General features: G+C 65.9%; 15 protein-coding genes. 6 read left to right on the forward strand and 9 right to left on the reverse strand.

The window, feature by feature from the left end; genetic code table 11:
• Positions 1-178: 178 nt before the first annotated feature.
• Positions 179-802 (reverse strand): aminotransferase class IV, encoded by a 624-nt coding sequence (locus AC58EF_RS04275; RefSeq protein WP_497274790.1) that lies wholly within the window; start codon positions 800-802, stop codon positions 179-181.
• Between the two features lie 35 nt (positions 803-837).
• A complete protein-coding gene (gene pabB / locus AC58EF_RS04280; RefSeq protein WP_497274791.1) occupies positions 838-2,007 on the reverse strand; it encodes an aminodeoxychorismate synthase component I in 1,170 nt (389 codons plus the stop codon).
• Positions 2,008-2,099: 92 nt separating this feature from the next.
• Between pabB and AC58EF_RS04285 the strand changes: the two genes are divergently transcribed.
• Entirely contained in the window at positions 2,100-2,483 is a 384-nt protein-coding gene (locus tag AC58EF_RS04285) for a DUF983 domain-containing protein (RefSeq protein ID WP_497274793.1), read from the forward strand.
• A gap of 34 nt (positions 2,484-2,517) precedes the next feature.
• On the opposite strand, the gene AC58EF_RS04290 is transcribed toward AC58EF_RS04285, so the two are convergent.
• On the reverse strand, positions 2,518-2,955 hold the full coding sequence (locus tag AC58EF_RS04290; RefSeq protein WP_066857969.1) for an acyl-CoA thioesterase: 438 nt from the start codon (positions 2,953-2,955) through the stop codon (positions 2,518-2,520).
• A 259-nt stretch (positions 2,956-3,214) separates the two neighbouring features.
• Here AC58EF_RS04290 and AC58EF_RS04295 point away from each other — a divergent pair, with 259 nt between their 5' ends.
• The 5 genes from AC58EF_RS04295 (at position 3,215) to AC58EF_RS04315 (ending at position 10,484) form a co-directional block, all read left to right on the forward strand.
• The gene (locus AC58EF_RS04295) at positions 3,215-5,533 is read left to right on the forward strand and encodes a TonB-dependent receptor (RefSeq protein ID WP_497274795.1); all 2,319 of its coding nucleotides are present in this window, start codon (positions 3,215-3,217) and stop codon (positions 5,531-5,533) included.
• A gap of 82 nt (positions 5,534-5,615) precedes the next feature.
• On the forward strand, positions 5,616-6,962 hold the full coding sequence (locus tag AC58EF_RS04300; RefSeq protein WP_497274980.1) for an alkaline phosphatase family protein: 1,347 nt from the start codon (positions 5,616-5,618) through the stop codon (positions 6,960-6,962).
• 292 nt (positions 6,963-7,254) lie between these two features.
• Complete coding sequence (locus AC58EF_RS04305) at positions 7,255-8,493, forward strand: YceI family protein (protein WP_497274797.1); 1,239 nt, start codon at positions 7,255-7,257, stop codon at positions 8,491-8,493.
• 114 nt (positions 8,494-8,607) lie between these two features.
• Positions 8,608-8,985 carry a Rap1a/Tai family immunity protein gene (locus AC58EF_RS04310; RefSeq protein WP_497274798.1) on the forward strand — a complete coding sequence of 126 codons (378 nt, stop codon included), beginning with the start codon at positions 8,608-8,610 and terminating at the stop codon, positions 8,983-8,985.
• 128 nt (positions 8,986-9,113) lie between these two features.
• Positions 9,114-10,484, forward strand: coding sequence for a class II 3-deoxy-7-phosphoheptulonate synthase (locus AC58EF_RS04315; RefSeq protein WP_497274800.1), 1,371 nt, complete (start codon positions 9,114-9,116; stop codon positions 10,482-10,484).
• A 95-nt stretch (positions 10,485-10,579) separates the two neighbouring features.
• On the opposite strand, the gene AC58EF_RS04320 is transcribed toward AC58EF_RS04315, so the two are convergent.
• The 6 genes from AC58EF_RS04320 to AC58EF_RS04345 form a co-directional block, all read right to left on the reverse strand.
• Complete coding sequence (locus AC58EF_RS04320; RefSeq protein WP_497274802.1) at positions 10,580-11,962, reverse strand: sensor histidine kinase; 1,383 nt, start codon at positions 11,960-11,962, stop codon at positions 10,580-10,582.
• Complete coding sequence (locus tag AC58EF_RS04325; RefSeq protein ID WP_497274803.1) at positions 11,959-12,678, reverse strand: response regulator; 720 nt, start codon at positions 12,676-12,678, stop codon at positions 11,959-11,961. Before AC58EF_RS04325 ends, AC58EF_RS04320 begins: the two co-directional genes overlap by 4 nt.
• Before the next feature lie 139 nt (positions 12,679-12,817).
• On the reverse strand, positions 12,818-13,498 hold the full coding sequence (locus tag AC58EF_RS04330; RefSeq protein WP_497274805.1) for an EF-hand domain-containing protein: 681 nt from the start codon (positions 13,496-13,498) through the stop codon (positions 12,818-12,820).
• Between the two features lie 176 nt (positions 13,499-13,674).
• Complete coding sequence (locus tag AC58EF_RS04335) at positions 13,675-14,892, reverse strand: argininosuccinate synthase (RefSeq protein ID WP_497274807.1); 1,218 nt, start codon at positions 14,890-14,892, stop codon at positions 13,675-13,677.
• A 137-nt stretch (positions 14,893-15,029) separates the two neighbouring features.
• On the reverse strand, positions 15,030-15,992 hold the full coding sequence (locus AC58EF_RS04340; protein ID WP_497274809.1) for a hypothetical protein: 963 nt from the start codon (positions 15,990-15,992) through the stop codon (positions 15,030-15,032).
• A 158-nt stretch (positions 15,993-16,150) separates the two neighbouring features.
• Positions 16,151-16,357, reverse strand: coding sequence for a DUF4169 family protein (locus AC58EF_RS04345; protein ID WP_497274810.1), 207 nt, complete (start codon positions 16,355-16,357; stop codon positions 16,151-16,153).
• Positions 16,358-16,436: the final 79 nt, after the last annotated feature.

Below are 16,436 nucleotides of genomic sequence, written 5' to 3' on the forward strand. Positions count from 1 at the left end.
ATTTCGAAGCGGGCGAAACCACCCGCCGACTCGGAAATCGCGACCCAAAATAATGAATCCCCAAGGCCCGCAATTAAAGGCGGACGCCGCGTCCCTTAGTGCGCAACGGGCGAAGGGGCAACTGGCCAGATGGGCTTGAATGGCTTTACGGCAGGATAGGCCTGCTATCGGGCCCCAATCAGCGCTGCAATGTCGCGGCAACCATGCCGCGCGCGGCATTGCCGATGAAGAAGCCGCGCTCCAGGTCGTGCAGGCGCAGATCGCCCTCCACCGCCTCGCCCATGTCGATCAGGCTCTGCCGCAATATGCCCGGCAACAGCCCGCGCGACAGCGGCGGCGTCACCAGCTTGTCGCCCCGTTCCACGAACAGGGTCGAGAAGCTGCCCTCCGTCAGATAACCGGCCGCGTCGGTCATCAGCACTTCATAGGTGCCGCCGCGTTTCAGCGCATCGCGATAGAGCGAGCGGTCGGTGGTCTTGTGGTGCAGGCGCAGGTCGTCGGCGGGCGCGTTGCGCGGCACCACGGCGACCGGCACGATCGCCTGCGGCCAGCTGCTATGGTCCCGCACCTCGATCGCAAGCGCTCCGCCGCGCGACGCCAGCAAGCGCACCCGGCTCGCATCGCGCAGGTGGAAGGTCGCGGCCTGAAGCTCGTTGCGCACGGCATGGCGATCGAAGGTGAAGCCCATCGCATCGGCGCTGGCCTTCAGCCGCGCCAGATGCAGCTCAAGCAGCCTGATCCCCTCATGCGGATCGAAGGCCATGGTTTCGAGCAGGTCGAACCGTCCGTCAGCCAAAGACATTGCTATGATTTCACGCCCCTGCACACATCATGACGTCACGCCAGCGAAAGAAAGCGTCCCTTGGCCAGGCATTCCGCCCATTCGGCGCCTCCTTCCGAATCTGCGACGATGCCCGAGCCGAGGCCCAGCCGGCCGACTCCACACCCTTCTTCGACGCATAGCGTGCGAATGGCAACATTGAAGGCGGCGTCGCCTTCCGGATCGATCCAGCCCATCGCACCGGTATAGACGCCGCGCGGGTGCGGCTCGACCGCGTCGATGATCTCCATCGCCCGCACCTTGGGCGCGCCGGTGATCGACCCGCAGGGAAAAAGCACGCGCAGCACGTCGACCGGCGTCAGGCCAGGCAGCACCCGCGCGCGCACGGTCGACACCAGTTGATGGACGGTCGGATAGCTCTCCACCTTGAACAGGTCGGGGACGGTGACGCTGCCCGCCTGCGACACGCGCGACAGGTCGTTGCGCAGCAGGTCGACGATCATCAGATTTTCGGCGCGCTGCTTGGCATCCTCCTCCAGCCAGCGGGCGTTGGCGGCGTCCTCCTGCGCATCGGCGGCGCGGACGGCGGTGCCCTTCATCGGCCGGGCGGTCAGCTGGCCACGCACCTGGGTAAAGAACAACTCGGGCGAAAACGACAATATGGTCTGCGCGCCGTCGCGGATGACCCCGCCATAGCCCGCCGCCGCGCGCGGCCGGATCGCGGCGTAGAGCGCCATCGGATCGCCATCGACCGCGATCTCGCAGGGAAAGGTCAGGTTGACCTGATAGATGTCGCCGGCGCGGATATAGTCCTGGACCCGGTCGAAGGCGGCGCGATAGCCGGCCTCGTCCACCAAAGGCCGCAACGGCCCCACGCTCGCCGCCGCAGGATCGGGCAGCAGGCCGGGCAACGCGCCGGGCGCGATCAGCCGGACCCCTTCGAACAGGCCGAACCAGAGCAGGGGCGCGCACGCATCGTCCCGCCGCCGGGCGATCGGGGCGAGCCGGCCCTCCAGCGCCAGCCCCGCCTCATAACGCATATAGCCCGCGACATGCAGCCCGGCCTCGCGCGCCTCGGCCACCCGATCGAGCGCGGGCTGCACCTCCGCCATGGTCCGGGCGGCGATGACGGCCACCGGATCGCGATAGAGCCGCGCCGGCGCCGCGCCGCGCAGGCGCGCATCGTCGAACAGGCAGAATGGCTCGTCGGGACCGGGGAGGCGCATGGCGCTTCTTAACAGGCTTTGCGGGGAGCGGAAGGGCATAGGGCGGCGATGCCCTGTTGCATGGGCGGCGCGAAGCCCCTAGCCCTCGACCCATGACCGATCCCGCCCCGGATATTCGGCCCGACCGCCCGATCGGCCCGGCGATCGGCCACGGGCTGCGCGGCCGCTGCCCCGCCTGCGGCGAAGGCCGGCTGTTCGCCCGCTTCCTCAAGGCAACGTCGGCCTGCCCGCGCTGCGGCCTCCGCCTGGACGTGCACCAGGCCGACGACTTCCCCGCCTATATCGTGATCCTGCTGCTGGGGCATATATTGGTGCCCTTGATGATCGAGGTGAACGCCGCCTTCGCCATTCCGATCGGATGGCAGGCGCTGATCTGGCCCGGCCTCGCGATCCTGCTCGCGGTCGCGCTGATCCAGCCGGTCAAGGGCGGCGTCATCGCCTTCCAGTGGAGCCGGCGGATGGCGGGATTCAAATAGGCCAGTTCATTCCGGCCAACTCATTCCGGCCAACTCATTCCGGTCGGCGCAGGAAATTCAGCTCCATCGCCTCGCGCAGCGTGTCGTCGATCAGGCGGCGGCCCTCCGCGCCATGAGTCACCACCGTCGTGTCGCAGGTGGCGACGCACACGCCCTTCTGGAAACCCGCCGAACTGATCGTCCAGCTGGTGCGGCCGATATGACCGATCGCGCAATGCACCTCGAACGGATAGGGGAAATGCGATTCCTCGATGAAGTTGAGGTTCACATTGGCCACCAGCCAGCGCACCCCCTGCTCCTGCGGATGGCGCCCCATATGATGATGGAAGCGGATGCGCGCGGTTTCGAAGATGCCGGAAATGGCCACATTGTTGATGTGGCCCATAGTGTCCAGATCCTGGAAGCGGGTGTCGATGCTGGTGACGAAGCGATAGGCTTCCGGGCTGAACCGCCAGGATTCGGGTTTGGCCATGTCCTGCTTTCCTTCGGAATTATCTGTCACATTTCCATAGCCGCCCCCATGCGCGATGCAATCGTGCCAGTGAAAATGGCGGGACTGCGACCTTTTTGACACAATGACAAAGAAAGCCGCCATGATCGGACGATCATAACGTTAGTGTCACAAGAGCGTCGCCGAACCGTCAAGATGCTCTCACCGCAGTGCAACATCGCGCGCCTAATGCCCCGCCGAACCAATATCCACATCATCAGGGTTCAAAGGGGATTTCATCATGCGTGCCTTCAACGCCCTATTGCTCGCATCGACCATGCTCGCCACCGCGCCGGCCTTCGCCCAGGATGCGCTGCCCGCGGCCGACGCCGCCGCTGCGGACGAAACCGAAATCATCGTCTTCGGCCGCGGCGAAACCCGCCAGGTACAGGAGATCGCGTCCAAGGACATCGTCACCCTGACGCCCGGCACCAACGCGCTGAAAGCCATCGAAAAGCTGCCCAGCGTCAATTTCCAGTCGGCCGACCCGTTCGGCAATTATGAATGGTCGCAGCGCGTCACCATCCGCAGCTTCGATCAAACGCGGCTCGGCTTCACCTTCGACGGCATCCCGCTGGGCGACATGAGCTATGGCAATCATAACGGCCTGCATATCACCCGCGCCGTCAGCAGCGAGAATATCGGCAGCGTGCGCGTCAGCCAGGGCGCCGGCTCGCTCGGCACCCAGTCGACGACCAATCTCGGCGGCACGGTCGAAACCTTTTCCGCCGATCCGGCCGACTATCTGAGCGGCGGCATGTTCGGCGCGCAGGGCAACCTCACCTATGGCAGCGACGAAACCTGGCGCGCCTTCGCCCGGCTGGCGCTGGGCAGCCGCGACGGCATTCGCGGCTATGTTTCCTACGGCTATGGCTCGACCGACAAATATAAGGGCCAGGGCACGCAGGACCAGCATATGGGCAACGCCAAGGTGGTGATCCCCGTCGGCAACGCGACGGTCGACGGCTGGCTGAGCTATTCCGACCGGCGCGAGCAGGATTATCAGGACATGTCGATGAACATGATCCGTCGCCTCGGCTGGGACTGGGACAACACCTATCCCGATTATGCCCGCGCGATCGACTATGCCAGCCGCCTGAACGACGTCGACCTGATCAGCAACAGCGGCGGATCGCCCTTCCCCGACGGCTTCTACGACTATAGCGGCGCATCCGTGGCCGGCGGGCAGGTCTATCCCGGCAACGTCACCAGCGCCGACGACGCCTATTATGACGCGGCGGGCCTGCGCAAGGACTGGCTGGGCGCGATCGGCGTCACCACGCCGATCGGCGAGCAGGCGACCTTCAAGATCAAGGGCTATTATCACAATAACAGCGGCATGGGCCTGTGGGCGACCCCCTATACCCCCAGCCCGAACGGCGTGCCCATGTCGGTGCGCACCACCGAATATGAGATGGACCGGATCGGCGCGTTCGGCAGCATCGACTATACGCTCGGCATCCAGAATCTGAGCGTCGGCGCCTGGTATGAGAATAACAAGTTCAACCAGGCCCGCCGCTTCTACGCCTTCGCCAGCCGCACCGAGCCGGGCCTGTCGTTCCGCGACTATCCCAAGAACCCCTTCGCGACCCAGTGGGAGTTCGATTTCACCACCAACACCTTCCAATATCATGTCCAGGACAAGATCGATTTCGGCATGGTGACGATCAACCTGGGGTGGAAGGGCTTCAAGGTCACGAACAAGGCCGAGGCGATCGTGTCGTCCACCTTCCCCGAAGGCAAGATCAAGGTCGAGGACTGGTTCCAGCCCCATGCCGGCTTCGCGATCGAAATCACGCCCGAAGCGGAAATCTTCGGCGGCTTCACCCAGGTCACGCGCGCCTTCGCCAGCGCCACCACGACCGGCCCCTTCTCCACCAACCAGGCCGGCTTCGACGCGATCAAGGATGATCTGAAGCCGGAAACGTCGGACACCTGGGAGCTGGGCCTGCGCTACAATAGCCCATTGTTCAACGGCACGCTGGGCGCCTATCTGGTCAATTTCCGCGATCGCCTGCTGGCGGTGCAGGTCGGCAGCCCGATCCAGGGGCTGGCGTCCGCGCTCCAGAATGTCGGCAGCGTGCGCGCCGTTGGCGTCGAGGCTGCGGGAACCTTCAATCTGGGATCGGGCTTCAGCCTCTACGGTTCCTACAGCTACACCGATGCGACCTATCGCGACGATGTGCTCAACAGCTCCGACGGCACGCTGGTCGCGGCGATCAAGGGCAAGACCGTGGTCGACAGCCCCAAGCATATGGCGCGCGGCGAGTTCAACTATGACGATGGTCAGCGCTTCTTCCGCGTCGGCGTCAACTATATGTCGCGCCGCTACTACAGCTACACCAACGACGCCTCGGTCCCCGGCCGGGTGATCGTGGACGCCTCGCTGGGCTATCGCTTCACCGACCGGATGGAGGTGCAGCTCAACGCCACCAACCTGTTCGACAAGCGCTATGTCGGCACAATCGGTTCGGGCGGCTTCGGCAACAGCGGCGACGCGCAGACCCTGCTGGTGGGCGCGCCGCAGCAATTCTTCGCGACGCTGAAGACGGGTTTCTGAGCTGACGCCCTTCACTTCGAGCGGGTCGGGAAGCGTTTCTCGACTGCGCTCGAAGCGAACGGAACGGGGAACAGACATGACCATGAGAAAGTCCGCGCTTGTCCTGTTCGTGGCGTTCGCTGCGACCTTCCCGGCCATGGCGCAGGCCCAGCCTGTTCTCCTCATCTCGATCGACGGGCTGCGGCCCGGCGACGTGCGGGAGGCGGACAAGCGCGGCCTTTCCATTCCCAATCTGCGCGGTTTCCTGAAGGACGGCGCTTATGCGACGGGCGTGGCAGGCGTGCTGCCGACGCTCACCTATCCCAGCCACACGACCTTGATGACCGGCGCCGCACCCGCGAAGCACGGCATCGTCGCCAACAACAGCTTCGACCCGACCGGCATCAACCAGGGCGGCTGGTATTGGTATGCGCAGGACGTGAAGGTGCCGATGCTATGGGAGGCCGCGACCAAAGCGGGCCTGACCACCGGCAATATCCACTGGCCGGTCAGCGTCGCGGCGAAGGGCGTGACCTGGAACCTGCCGCAAATCTGGCGCACCGGCCATGCCGACGATGCCATGCTACTCGACGCGCTGGCGACGCCGGGCCTCAAGGCCGAACTGGAAGCGAAGGTCGGCCAGCCCTATGCCATGGGCATCGACGAAAGCTTGCCCGGCGACCAGTTGCGCGGCCGCTTCGCCACCGCGCTCATCGCCGCGCACAAGCCCGATTTCCTGACCGTCTATCTGACCGCGCTCGACCATGAGCAGCATGAGAAGGGACCCGACACACCCGACGCAAAGGCCGTGCTGGAAAAGATCGACGCCATCATCGGTGATCTCGTCGCCGCCGAGAGGAAAGCGCATCCCGATGCGGTCATCGCGCTGGTCAGCGACCATGGGTTCGAAGCGACGCACACGGCACTCAACCTCTTCCGTCCTTTCATCGACGCGGGCCTCATCACGCTGGACAAGGATGGCAAGGTCGCCTCCTGGCTCGCCATGCCGTGGATTTCCGGCGGATCGGCCGCGATCATGCTCGCCCGCCCCGATGACCCGGCGCTTGCGGCACGGGTGAAGACCCTGCTCGACCGTCTCGCCGCCAATCCCGCTAACGGTATCGCGAAGGTCGCCGACAAGGCGGAGGTCGCGGCCATGGGCGGCAACCCGCAGGCCAGCTTCGCTGTCAATCTGAAGCCGGGCTTCGTCACCGACGTGTTTCGCGGCCCCGCCGCTCCTGTGGTGGCCCATAGCCCGGTCAAGGGGATGCACGGCTATTTCCCCGGCCCCGCCAACCTCCAGTCCACCCTGCTGCTCATGGGCAAGGGCGTGGCGCCGGGCAAGAATCTGGGCCAGGTCGACATGCGCGCCATCGCCCCTACGCTCGCGAAGGTCATGGGTGCCTCCCTGCCCGACGCGGAAAAGCCGGCACTCGATCTCGAACGCTAAGGCTGCGCGTGGGCTATTTGGGCGGAGGGCGATCATTTCCTTTTTCCGTCATCCCCGCGAAGGCGGGGATCCATCTCCTGACTTCGCATCAAGAGGATAGGCCCGGAGATAGATTCCCGCCTTCGTGGGAATGACAGATAAAAATTGTCCGCTCCTGCCCGCTTACAGACGGTTAAAACTCGCCCCGCAGCCTCAGCCGATCTCAAGCCGCAACCCATCGTTTCCGCCTGTGGCGGTGGACTTGGTTACACCCACGACCTAATTTCGGCCCCTGTTCATCCGGGGACCGTTTATGCCGCAACGCTACAGCCTGACCGCCATCATCCTGCACTGGGCGATCGCCGCCCTGCTCGCCTTCCAGATCGCCGTCGGCTGGGCGCTGGAGGCTCTGGGCGCGAAGGGCTTCTCCCTTTACCAGCTGCACAAGTCGGTCGGGATATCGATCCTCGCGCTGACCCTCGCCCGCATCGCCATCCGTTACTGGAAACCCCGCCCGGCAAAACTGGAAGGGGGCTGGCAGGGCGCGCTGGCGTCGGGCGTGCACGTCGGCCTCTACGTCTTCATGCTCGGCGCGCCGCTGACCGGTTGGGCGCTGGTGTCGACGGCGAAGGTCAAGGTGCCGACCCTGCTCTTCGGCGTCCTCCCCCTGCCCCATCTGCCCCTGCCCGCCACGGCCCACGCGCTCGCGGAAAATGGCCATGGCCTGCTCGCCTGGATCGGCATCGCGCTTTTCCTGCTCCATGTCGCGGGCGCGCTGCGTCATCATCTGCTGATGCGCGACGGCCTGATCTGGCGGATGGTGCCGGGCCGCTCGGTTGCGCTGCTGGTGGCGCTGCCCGCGCTGATCCTCGCCGGCTTCGCCGCCGGCCGCGCGATCCTGCCCGCCCCGCAGGCCGCGCCCGCTCCAGCACCCGTGACTGAAGAAGCCGACACCGAAACAGACAATTCCGCCGAAGCGGAATCGGTCAACGTCGCAGCCCCCGCCGACAATGCCGCAGCGAACGACACCCAGCCCGCCGCCGAGGAACCCGCCGGCCCGCCGCCCGCCTGGACCGTCCAGCCCGGCGGCCACATCGGCTTTTCGGTCGGCAATGATGGCGAGACGATCAGCGGCAACTTCGCCAAATGGACCGCTGCCATCGTCATGGACCCCGACCATCCCGACAGCGCCGACATCAAGGTGACGATCGACATGGCATCAGCCAGCGTGGGTGACGCCTATAAGGACGGGATGCTGCCGGGCGACGAGTTTTTCGGCGTCGCCGCCCACCCGACGGCGACCTTCGTCGCGAAAGGCGCGGAAGCGACCGGCCCCAACCGCTATCGCGCCAGCGGTACGCTGACGCTCAAGGGCGTCTCGAAACCGCAAACCATCCGCTTCGCCCTGTCGGGCAAGGACGCCACCCGCAAGGTATCGGGCAGCGCCACCATCGCCCGCAGCGCCTTCGGCGTCGGCAATGGCGACAGCAGCAATGGCCTGACGCCGCAGGTGGCCCTGTCCTTCGATTTTACCGCCAAACGGAAGGAGTAATCCGGCGGGGCACTGGTCCGTTGCGCACGAAAAGGCTATGGCGGTGAAACGGACAGGCGCGGTTCAGCATCGCCTTGTTACGGGCGGGCAACAACAGCAGCTTTCAGGACGATCATGATACGCGCGCTTCCGATCGCGTTGGCGGCAGCCAGCCTCGCCGCCTCGCCCTCCCTTGCGGCCCCGCCGTCCCCCTCGACCGGATCGGGCGCCTTCATGTTCGAATCGGGCACCAGCCTGCTCGCCAAATGTCGCAACAAGGCGCCCGAATATGCGCTCGCCTGCACCGCCTATGTTGTCGGCGTGGTCGACGGCATCCGCAAGGACGCCTTTATCGGCCGGGGGCGCCCGGTGTGCTGGCCCGACCGCATGGGCGCGGACGAGGCCCGCAAGATCGTCGTCGCCTATCTCGAACGCTGGCCCGACCAGCGCAAGGCGCCCGCCTCCGTCCTCGTCAGCGTGGCGCTGAACGACCGCTATCCCTGTCAAAAATAGAGTTGTTCGATCAGCCTGATCGGGACAAATCATTGCGTGGCATGGCGGCGAAACCGCTATAAACTTGCCTTGGCGCCCTTGGCAGCGTAGGTGCGGCGCCTATTTTATTTGAGTGAAGGAGACTCGACGTGGCGGCGAAGTGGACGCCGGAAAGCTGGCGGGAGCATAAGGGCATCCAGATGCCCTTTTATCGGGACCAGGAGGCGCTCGCCTCGGTAGAGGCCCAGCTTGGCCAGTTTCCGCCGCTCGTCTTTGCGGGCGAGGCGCGGCATCTGAAGGCGGACCTCGCCAAGGTCGTCCATGGCGATGCCTTCCTGCTTCAGGGCGGCGACTGCGCCGAGAGTTTCGCGGAGTTCCATCCGAACAATATCCGCGACACTTTCCGTGTGCTGCTGCAGATGGCGGTCGTCCTGACCTTCGCGTCGAAACTGCCGGTGGTGAAGGTCGGCCGCATGGCGGGCCAGTTCGCCAAGCCGCGCTCGGCCGATACCGAGACGATCGGCGGCGTCGAGCTGCCCAGTTATCGCGGCGACAATGTCAACGACATCGCCTTCACCCCCGAGGCCCGCGAGCCGGACCCGGCGCGGATGGTGCGCGCCTATAACCAGTCGGCGGCGACGCTCAACCTGCTGCGCGCCTTCTCGACCGGCGGCTATGCCAGCCTGGAGCGGGTGCATGGCTGGATGCTTGATTTCATGGGCCGGTCCCCATGGGCCGCGAAGTTCGAGGCGATGGCCGACCAGATCGGCCAGGCGCTCGACTTCATGCGCGCCTGCGGCCTGGACGCCGAAACCGTGCCACAACTGGGCGGGACCAGCTTCTACACCAGCCATGAAGCGCTGCTGCTGCCGTTCGAACAGGCGCTGACCCGTCAGGATTCGCTGACCGGCGACTGGTATGACACGTCGGCGCATATGCTGTGGATCGGCGACCGCACCCGCTTCGAAGGGTCGGCTCATGTCGAATATCTGCGCGGCATCGGCAATCCCATCGGCCTGAAGTGCGGGCCGTCGCTGGAACCGGACGCGCTGCTGCGCCTGCTCGACACGCTGAATCCGAAGCGGGAAGCCGGCCGCATCACGCTCATCACCCGCTACGGCCATGACAAGATCGAGGCCGGCCTGCCCAAGCTCGTCCGTGCGGTGATGCGCGAAGGCCATCCGGTCATCTGGTCCTGCGACCCGATGCACGGCAATGTCATCAAGGCGGCCAATGGCTACAAGACCCGCCCCTTCGACCGCATCCTGGCCGAAGTGCGCGGCTTCTTCGCCGTCCATCGCGCCGAGGGCAGCTTCGGCGGCGGCATCCATGCCGAAATGACCGGGCAGAATGTGACGGAGTGCACCGGCGGCGCCATCGCCATCACCGACGAGGGGCTGGCCGACCGCTACCACACCCATTGCGACCCGCGTTTGAACGCGGCGCAGAGCCTGGAGCTGGCCTTCCTGCTGGCCGAAATGCTCAACGAGGAACTGAAGGAACGCCGCGCCGCGGCGTGACGCTTCACCGGGCAAGGGCGCCGTCCGGCATGGCGCCCTTCGCCTTGCATTATCCCGACAACGAACTGGACAATTGGTCTGCGCAGGCGACGCGCTCAGGCCGGTAGCACCAGGCTGGCCTCCAGCCCGCCCTGCGGCCGGTTGACAAGGCGCAGTTCGCCCTGATGCTCCGCCATGATCGCGCGGACCAGCGCCAGACCCAGCCCAGCCCCGCCCGTCTCGCGGTTGCGCGATCCTTCGAGCCGGGTGAAGGGTTCCAGCATCTCCTGCATCCGGTCCTCGGCAATGCCGGGGCCGTCGTCGGCGACGGTGATGCGGATCGTCCCCGCTTCGTGCAGCACCGACACATGGGCGCGCTCGCCATAGACGATCGCATTTTCGATCAGGTTGCGCAGCGCGCGGCGAATCTGCTGCGGCCGCACGAAGGCGACGGCACGGTCGCTGTCGGCCAGATCGACCGGCGATCCCAGCTCGATGAAATCCTCCACCACCGCGTCGGCGAGTGCGGCGAGGTCGACCTTCTGCGGGCTTTGCGTGCTGCGCCCGGCGCGGGCGAGCGAGAGAATATCCTCCAGCATCCGGTTCATCTCGTCGATCGTCTCGGACATGCGGGCGCGCTCGCCTTCGTCCTCGACCGATTCGGTGCGGACGCGCAGCGACGCCAGCGGCGTGCGCAGGTCATGACCGATCGCGCCCAGCATCCTGTCCTTTTCGTCCAGCATGGCGATGATCCGCGCGCGCATGGCGTTGAAGGCCATGGTGAGGTCGCGCACGTCGCCGGGGCCGCGCTCATCCACCGGATCGGCAGCGCCGGTCTTCGCGAACTGCTGGGCGGAGCCGGTAAGCTGCTTCAAGGGGCGCGCCAGCCGCCGGCCGACCCAGAGCAGGGGCAGCAGGACGATGATATAGAGGATCAGCGTCTGGCCGATCAGCCAGCCGCCGAAGCGCGGCGGCCGATTGCCGATGCGCGCTTCGACCGTCAGCCATTTGCCCGGTTCATATTCGACCACAAGGCGCAGCCGGCCGACGCGGCGGTCGCGCGGCGTTTCGCCGGTGGCGCGGCTGCGTATCCGTTCCCAGCGGCGCACCGGCATCACACGGCTGTCCTCGGCCGCAGCAACCGACCGGACCGTGATGCCGATATCGTCGAACATCGCTTCCGCTCGCGCCTGCACATCGGGGCGCGGCTTGCCGTCGAGGACAGGGCGGGTCGTGGAAAATTCGACATTGCGACGCTCGGGCCGCTCGCGATCGTCACTATCCCGACGGTCGGCACGTCCCGGCCAGCGGTCCCCGCGCATATCGAGCGTGTTGATGACCCGATAGACCAGCGGCGCGGTCCAGCCAGTCAATTCCACTCGGTTGCGTTCCCGCAACAGCAGGCCGAAATTGATCGCCTGCGCCACGAACAGCGCGATCCCGACCAGGATGATGATCTGCCCGACCAGGCTTTGCGGCCAGAGACGGAGACGTTTCACAGCTTCCGCACTTCGGCCGAAAGCGTGTAGCCCCCGCCCCAGACCGTCTTGATGAGCGTGGGGTTCTTCGGGTCGGGCTCGATCTTCTTGCGCAGGCGGCTGATCTGGTTGTCGATCGCCCGGTCGAAGGCGTTGGCCTCGCGCCCCTGGGTGATGTCGAGCAGCTGATCGCGGCTCAGCACCTGATTGGGGCGCGTGGCGAAGGCGAGCATCAGATTATATTCGGCGGTCGAAAGCGGCAGCGACACGCCCTCGCTGTCCACCAGCGTGCGTTCCTGCGATTTCAGGAGCCAGCCGGCAAAGGCGTAGGTCGCGCCGTCGGGCGCGGTGACGCGCTGCCCGCCGGTGGCGACACGGCGGAAGATCACCTTGATCCGGGCGACCAGTTCGCGCGGGGAAAAGGGTTTCAGCACATAATCGTCCGCGCCCATTTCAAGGCCCACGATGCGGTCTGTCTCCTCCGACTTTGCGGTAAGGAGAATGACCGGAATCTCACCCGCCTCGCGGATATGGCGGCAGAGCGACAGCCCGTCCTCGCCGGGCATCATGATGTCGAGGATGACGAGGTCGATCGCGTTGGCGGCGAGGCGCAACCGCGCGTCGGCGGCATTTTCCACGGCGGTGACGCGAAAGCCGTTGCGCGACAGATATTGCGCCAGCGGTTCGCGGATCGAACGCTCGTCATCGACGAGCAGGAGATGGGGACGATCGCTCATCTTACCTGTCTGTCATGGCTTTCAAAAGGTTGGAAGGGCGAAGGAGAAGGGGGCAAGCCTTCGCCCTTCCCGGTCGGGCGGCCGGTCGCGGGGCCAGGGGGAGGGAAACCCCGCACCGTCATGCCGCCCGCAAGGCTGTTCAGTCGGCCGGCGGGGGCGGCGGGCCGTCCTGGGCGGGGCCGCGACCACCCATCGGGCCACGCATCTGCGGGCGGGCCGCCTTCATCTCGTCGGCGGTGACGAAACCGTCCTTGTTCGTGTCCGCCTTGTCGAACATGGCGAGCGCGCCCGCCGTGAATTCCGCCTTGGTGACGGCGCCATCCTTGTTTGCGTCGCCCAGGCCCATGCCACCGCGCATCATGCCACGGCCGGGACCGCGATGATGGCCCCCATCCCAACCACGACCCCGGCCGCGCCCTTCTGGCTTGCCGGCTTCGGCACGGCCTTCGGCGCGCTTTTCGGCGCGGGCCTGACGGCCGGCGTCATATTCGGCCTTGCTGACCTCGCCATTCTTGTCGGTGTCGAGCGCGGCGAAGCGTTCATCCATGCGCTGCTGGCGCTTGAGGTCGCGATCCTTCTGCGTCAGTTGGCCGTCACCATCCACGTCCATCTTCGCGAAGCGAGCGTCCAGCGCTGCGGTCATTTCCGCCTTGCTGATCTTGCCGTCCTTGTTGGTGTCGGCCTGTGCCATCATGCCGCCGCGCGGGCCGCGTCCGGCGCCGCCTTCGGCATCGGGCTGGGCATAGGCGAGATGGGTCGCCGCAAGGCCCCCGACGAACAACGATCCGACCGCGACCGTGGTGAAAAATTTGCGAAGCATGTCCAACTTCCTTCCTGTGTCTTCCTGAACGGCCAATCCGCCGCTCTTGAAGACGCTTATGAGGAAGATTTGTCCCGCAACTTTGTCACGCCGCCCGCTTGTTTGTCGCAAACTGTAACGGGCGGCGCCTTCCATTCATCGTCATCCCCGCCTGCGCGGGAACGACGGCTAGAATTTTAACTATCGCGCCGTCCCAGCAAGCGAAGTCGCAGGGCATTGAGCTTGATGAAGCCCGCCGCGTCGCGCTGGTCGTAGGCGCCGGCATCATCCTCGAAGGTCACGACCTTCTCGCTGTAGAGGCTGTTGGGCGACTTGCGGCCGACCACGTAAACACCACCCTTGTAGAGCTTGAGGCGGACGGTGCCCGTCACCTTCTCCTGGCTGTAGTCGATCGCGGCCTGAAGCATCTCGCGCTCGGGCGAGAACCAGAAGCCGTTGTAGATCAGCTCCGCATATTTGGGCGCCAGCTCGTCCTTGAGGTGGGCGGCGCCGCGATCCAGCGTCAGCTGCTCGATGCCGCGATGGGCGAGATGATAGATGGTGCCGCCCGGCGTCTCATACATGCCGCGCGACTTCATGCCGACGAAGCGGTTTTCGACCAGATCGAGACGGCCGATGCCATGTTTGCGGCCATAGTCGTTCAGCGTTTCCAGCAAAGTCGCGGGCGACATGCCGACGCCATTGATCGCCACGCCGTCGCCACGCTCGAAATCGATGGTGATATATTCGGGCGCGTCGGGTGCGTCTTCCGGGTTCACCGTGCGCGAATAGACATAGTCCGGGGTTTCTTCCCACGGATCTTCCAGCACCTTGCCCTCGGACGAGGTATGCAGCATGTTCGCATCGGTCGAGAAGGGGCTTTCGCCGCGCTTGTCGCGCGGGATCGGGATCTGGTGCTTCTCGGCGAACTCGATCAGCTTCGTGCGGCTGGTGAGGTCCCATTCGCGCCACGGCGCGATCACCTTGATATCGGGGGCGAGGCCGTAATAGCCCAGCTCGAAGCGGACCTGATCATTGCCCTTGCCGGTCGCGCCATGCGACACCGCGTCTGCGCCGACCATTTTCGCGATCTCGATCTGACGCTTGGCGATCAGCGGCCGGGCGATCGAGGTGCCGAGCAGATAGAGGCCTTCATAGAGCGCGTTGGAGCGCATCATCGGGAAGACATAATCCTTCACGAATTCCTCGCGCAGGTCGTCGATGAAGATATGCTCTTCCTTGACGCCCATCAGCCGGGCCTTGGCGCGCGCGGGTTCCAGCTCCTCGCCCTGCCCCAGGTCGGCGGTGAAGGTCACGACTTCGCACTGGTAGGTCTGCTGGAGCCATTTCAGGATCACGCTGGTGTCGAGACCACCGGAAAAGGCGAGGACGATGCGGTTGATCTGGTCAGACATGGCAGGCGACTCTTTTCGGGCTGGAAGAACGCGGAAATGATGCGCGCGCCCGGTATCAGGCAAGCCGCCAAAGCGCAACCGGACATGACGAAAGCCGGGCGTCGGGACGCCCGGCTTTCGTCATGCCGATGATCGGATCAGCTGGTGCGCGGCAGCCTGAAGCTTTGGCGCTGGCGGTCCGAACCGAAGCGGTAAACGGTCTGGCCACCCTCCGTCGCCGACAGGGGCGCAGGCGCCGGTTCGGCATGGACGGTCTGCGGCGGGGTGTGAGGCGGCATGGCCGCGTCCTGCTGGGCCAGCAGATATTTGGCGCGGCGCAGGCGCTTTGCCCGCGTAGTGAAGGGATTGTCGGTGCTGGGGGGCGCGGCCACCATCGCTTCGAGCGCCGCGTCCTCGGTCGTCGCGACGGCAGCCGGAGCGCGTTCGGGACGGAGAGCCGGGTCGGCAGCCGGGCGAGCCGGTGCGGGCGCTGGCGTCATCGCGGCGGCCGGGATCATCGACGCCTCGACTGCGGCGACCTCGGCATAATCCTCCTCACTCCGACGGCGACGCATCAGCGCGGCCGCGCCCAGACCCAGCAGCAGCAGGCCGCCGCCGCCCATGGCCCAAAGCAGGGCGTCATCGGTGCGCGCCGGCTGGGCCGGCGTCTCGGCCGGCGCGGCGGCTTCTGCCGGCGCAGGCGCGGGCAAGGCGGGTTCCGGCGCGGCGACAGGCGCGGCCGGGATCGGTGGCGGCGGCGACGCCGGGGTTCGCTCCGTCGAACGCTCGGCGCGCTGCGGCGGCGCAAGTTGCTGGCGCGCCTGGGCGGGGCGGACGGCGGGCCGTTGCGCCGCCTTCTCGGCGTCGGCAGCGGCGGTCGCGGCGGCGATGCGCTCCTCGACCGGCGGGGTCGCCTGGACCACCGGCTCGCTCGCCCTGAAGACCGGCGCAGGCATGGCGGCGACCGGAGCGGGCGCCTGCACCGGCGCTGCCGTCTCGGGGGGCGCAGGGGCGATCGGTGGCGCCAGTACCGTCTGCGCGAGCAGCGGGGTTGCACTCAGGGCCAGAACAGCGGCGATCGCGGCCCTGGCGGGGCGAATATTGCGAATATATCCAGTCATAGCGAAAGAGAAACCATCGACCGGACGATTAACCTCATCCCTTCCTTCAGAATCGGGATGAATCGAGCGCTGTCCACGCCATCCCGATCAATATTAATATCCGCTCATTCGAACATGAACCGACTATTTACAAGAAGAGATGGAACGGCGGACCATCATTATTGATCGTCTTCGCCAGTCTTCTGTTCATTCTGCTCCAATCGCGCGCCATCCAGCAATGCCGTCCGCTTCCTTTCCTCCGCCGCGTCGGCCGCGCGCTGCGCCTTGGTGCGGCCGAACTTCGCGCGGTTGGCCTCCGCCTGGCCTGCCTTGTCGGCACGCGCCTTCGCCTTGCGGGCCTGGCGCAGATTGATGACATTGCTCATGACCACAGCATAAGGCCGGGGGCCGCATCTTGCCAAGAGGCCCGAAAACCGGGCATGACAACCTTTTCCCAGCGTTCGG

Source organism: Sphingobium sp. WR1, from assembly GCF_059693745.1.

Bases quoted from the DNA above. Each gene is read 5' to 3' on its own strand.
- AC58EF_RS04310 (WP_497274798.1), top strand. From the start codon at position 8,608: ATGATACGCGCGCTTCCGATCGCGTTGGCGGCAGCCAGCCTCGCCGCC.
- AC58EF_RS04300 (WP_497274980.1), top strand. From the start codon at position 5,616: ATGAGAAAGTCCGCGCTTGTCCTGTTCGTGGCGTTCGCTGCGACCTTC.
- AC58EF_RS04340 (WP_497274809.1), bottom strand. From the start codon at position 15,992: ATGACTGGATATATTCGCAATATTCGCCCCGCCAGGGCCGCGATCGCC.
- AC58EF_RS04345 (WP_497274810.1), bottom strand. From the start codon at position 16,357: ATGAGCAATGTCATCAATCTGCGCCAGGCCCGCAAGGCGAAGGCGCGT.
- AC58EF_RS04275 (WP_497274790.1), bottom strand. From the start codon at position 802: ATGTCTTTGGCTGACGGACGGTTCGACCTGCTCGAAACCATGGCCTTC.
- pabB (WP_497274791.1), bottom strand. From the start codon at position 2,007: ATGCGCCTCCCCGGTCCCGACGAGCCATTCTGCCTGTTCGACGATGCG.
- AC58EF_RS04295 (WP_497274795.1), top strand. From the start codon at position 3,215: ATGCGTGCCTTCAACGCCCTATTGCTCGCATCGACCATGCTCGCCACC.
- AC58EF_RS04285 (WP_497274793.1), top strand. From the start codon at position 2,100: ATGACCGATCCCGCCCCGGATATTCGGCCCGACCGCCCGATCGGCCCG.
- AC58EF_RS04290 (WP_066857969.1), bottom strand. From the start codon at position 2,955: ATGGCCAAACCCGAATCCTGGCGGTTCAGCCCGGAAGCCTATCGCTTC.
- AC58EF_RS04335 (WP_497274807.1), bottom strand. From the start codon at position 14,892: ATGTCTGACCAGATCAACCGCATCGTCCTCGCCTTTTCCGGTGGTCTC.
- AC58EF_RS04305 (WP_497274797.1), top strand. From the start codon at position 7,255: ATGCCGCAACGCTACAGCCTGACCGCCATCATCCTGCACTGGGCGATC.
- AC58EF_RS04325 (WP_497274803.1), bottom strand. From the start codon at position 12,678: ATGAGCGATCGTCCCCATCTCCTGCTCGTCGATGACGAGCGTTCGATC.
- AC58EF_RS04330 (WP_497274805.1), bottom strand. From the start codon at position 13,498: ATGCTTCGCAAATTTTTCACCACGGTCGCGGTCGGATCGTTGTTCGTC.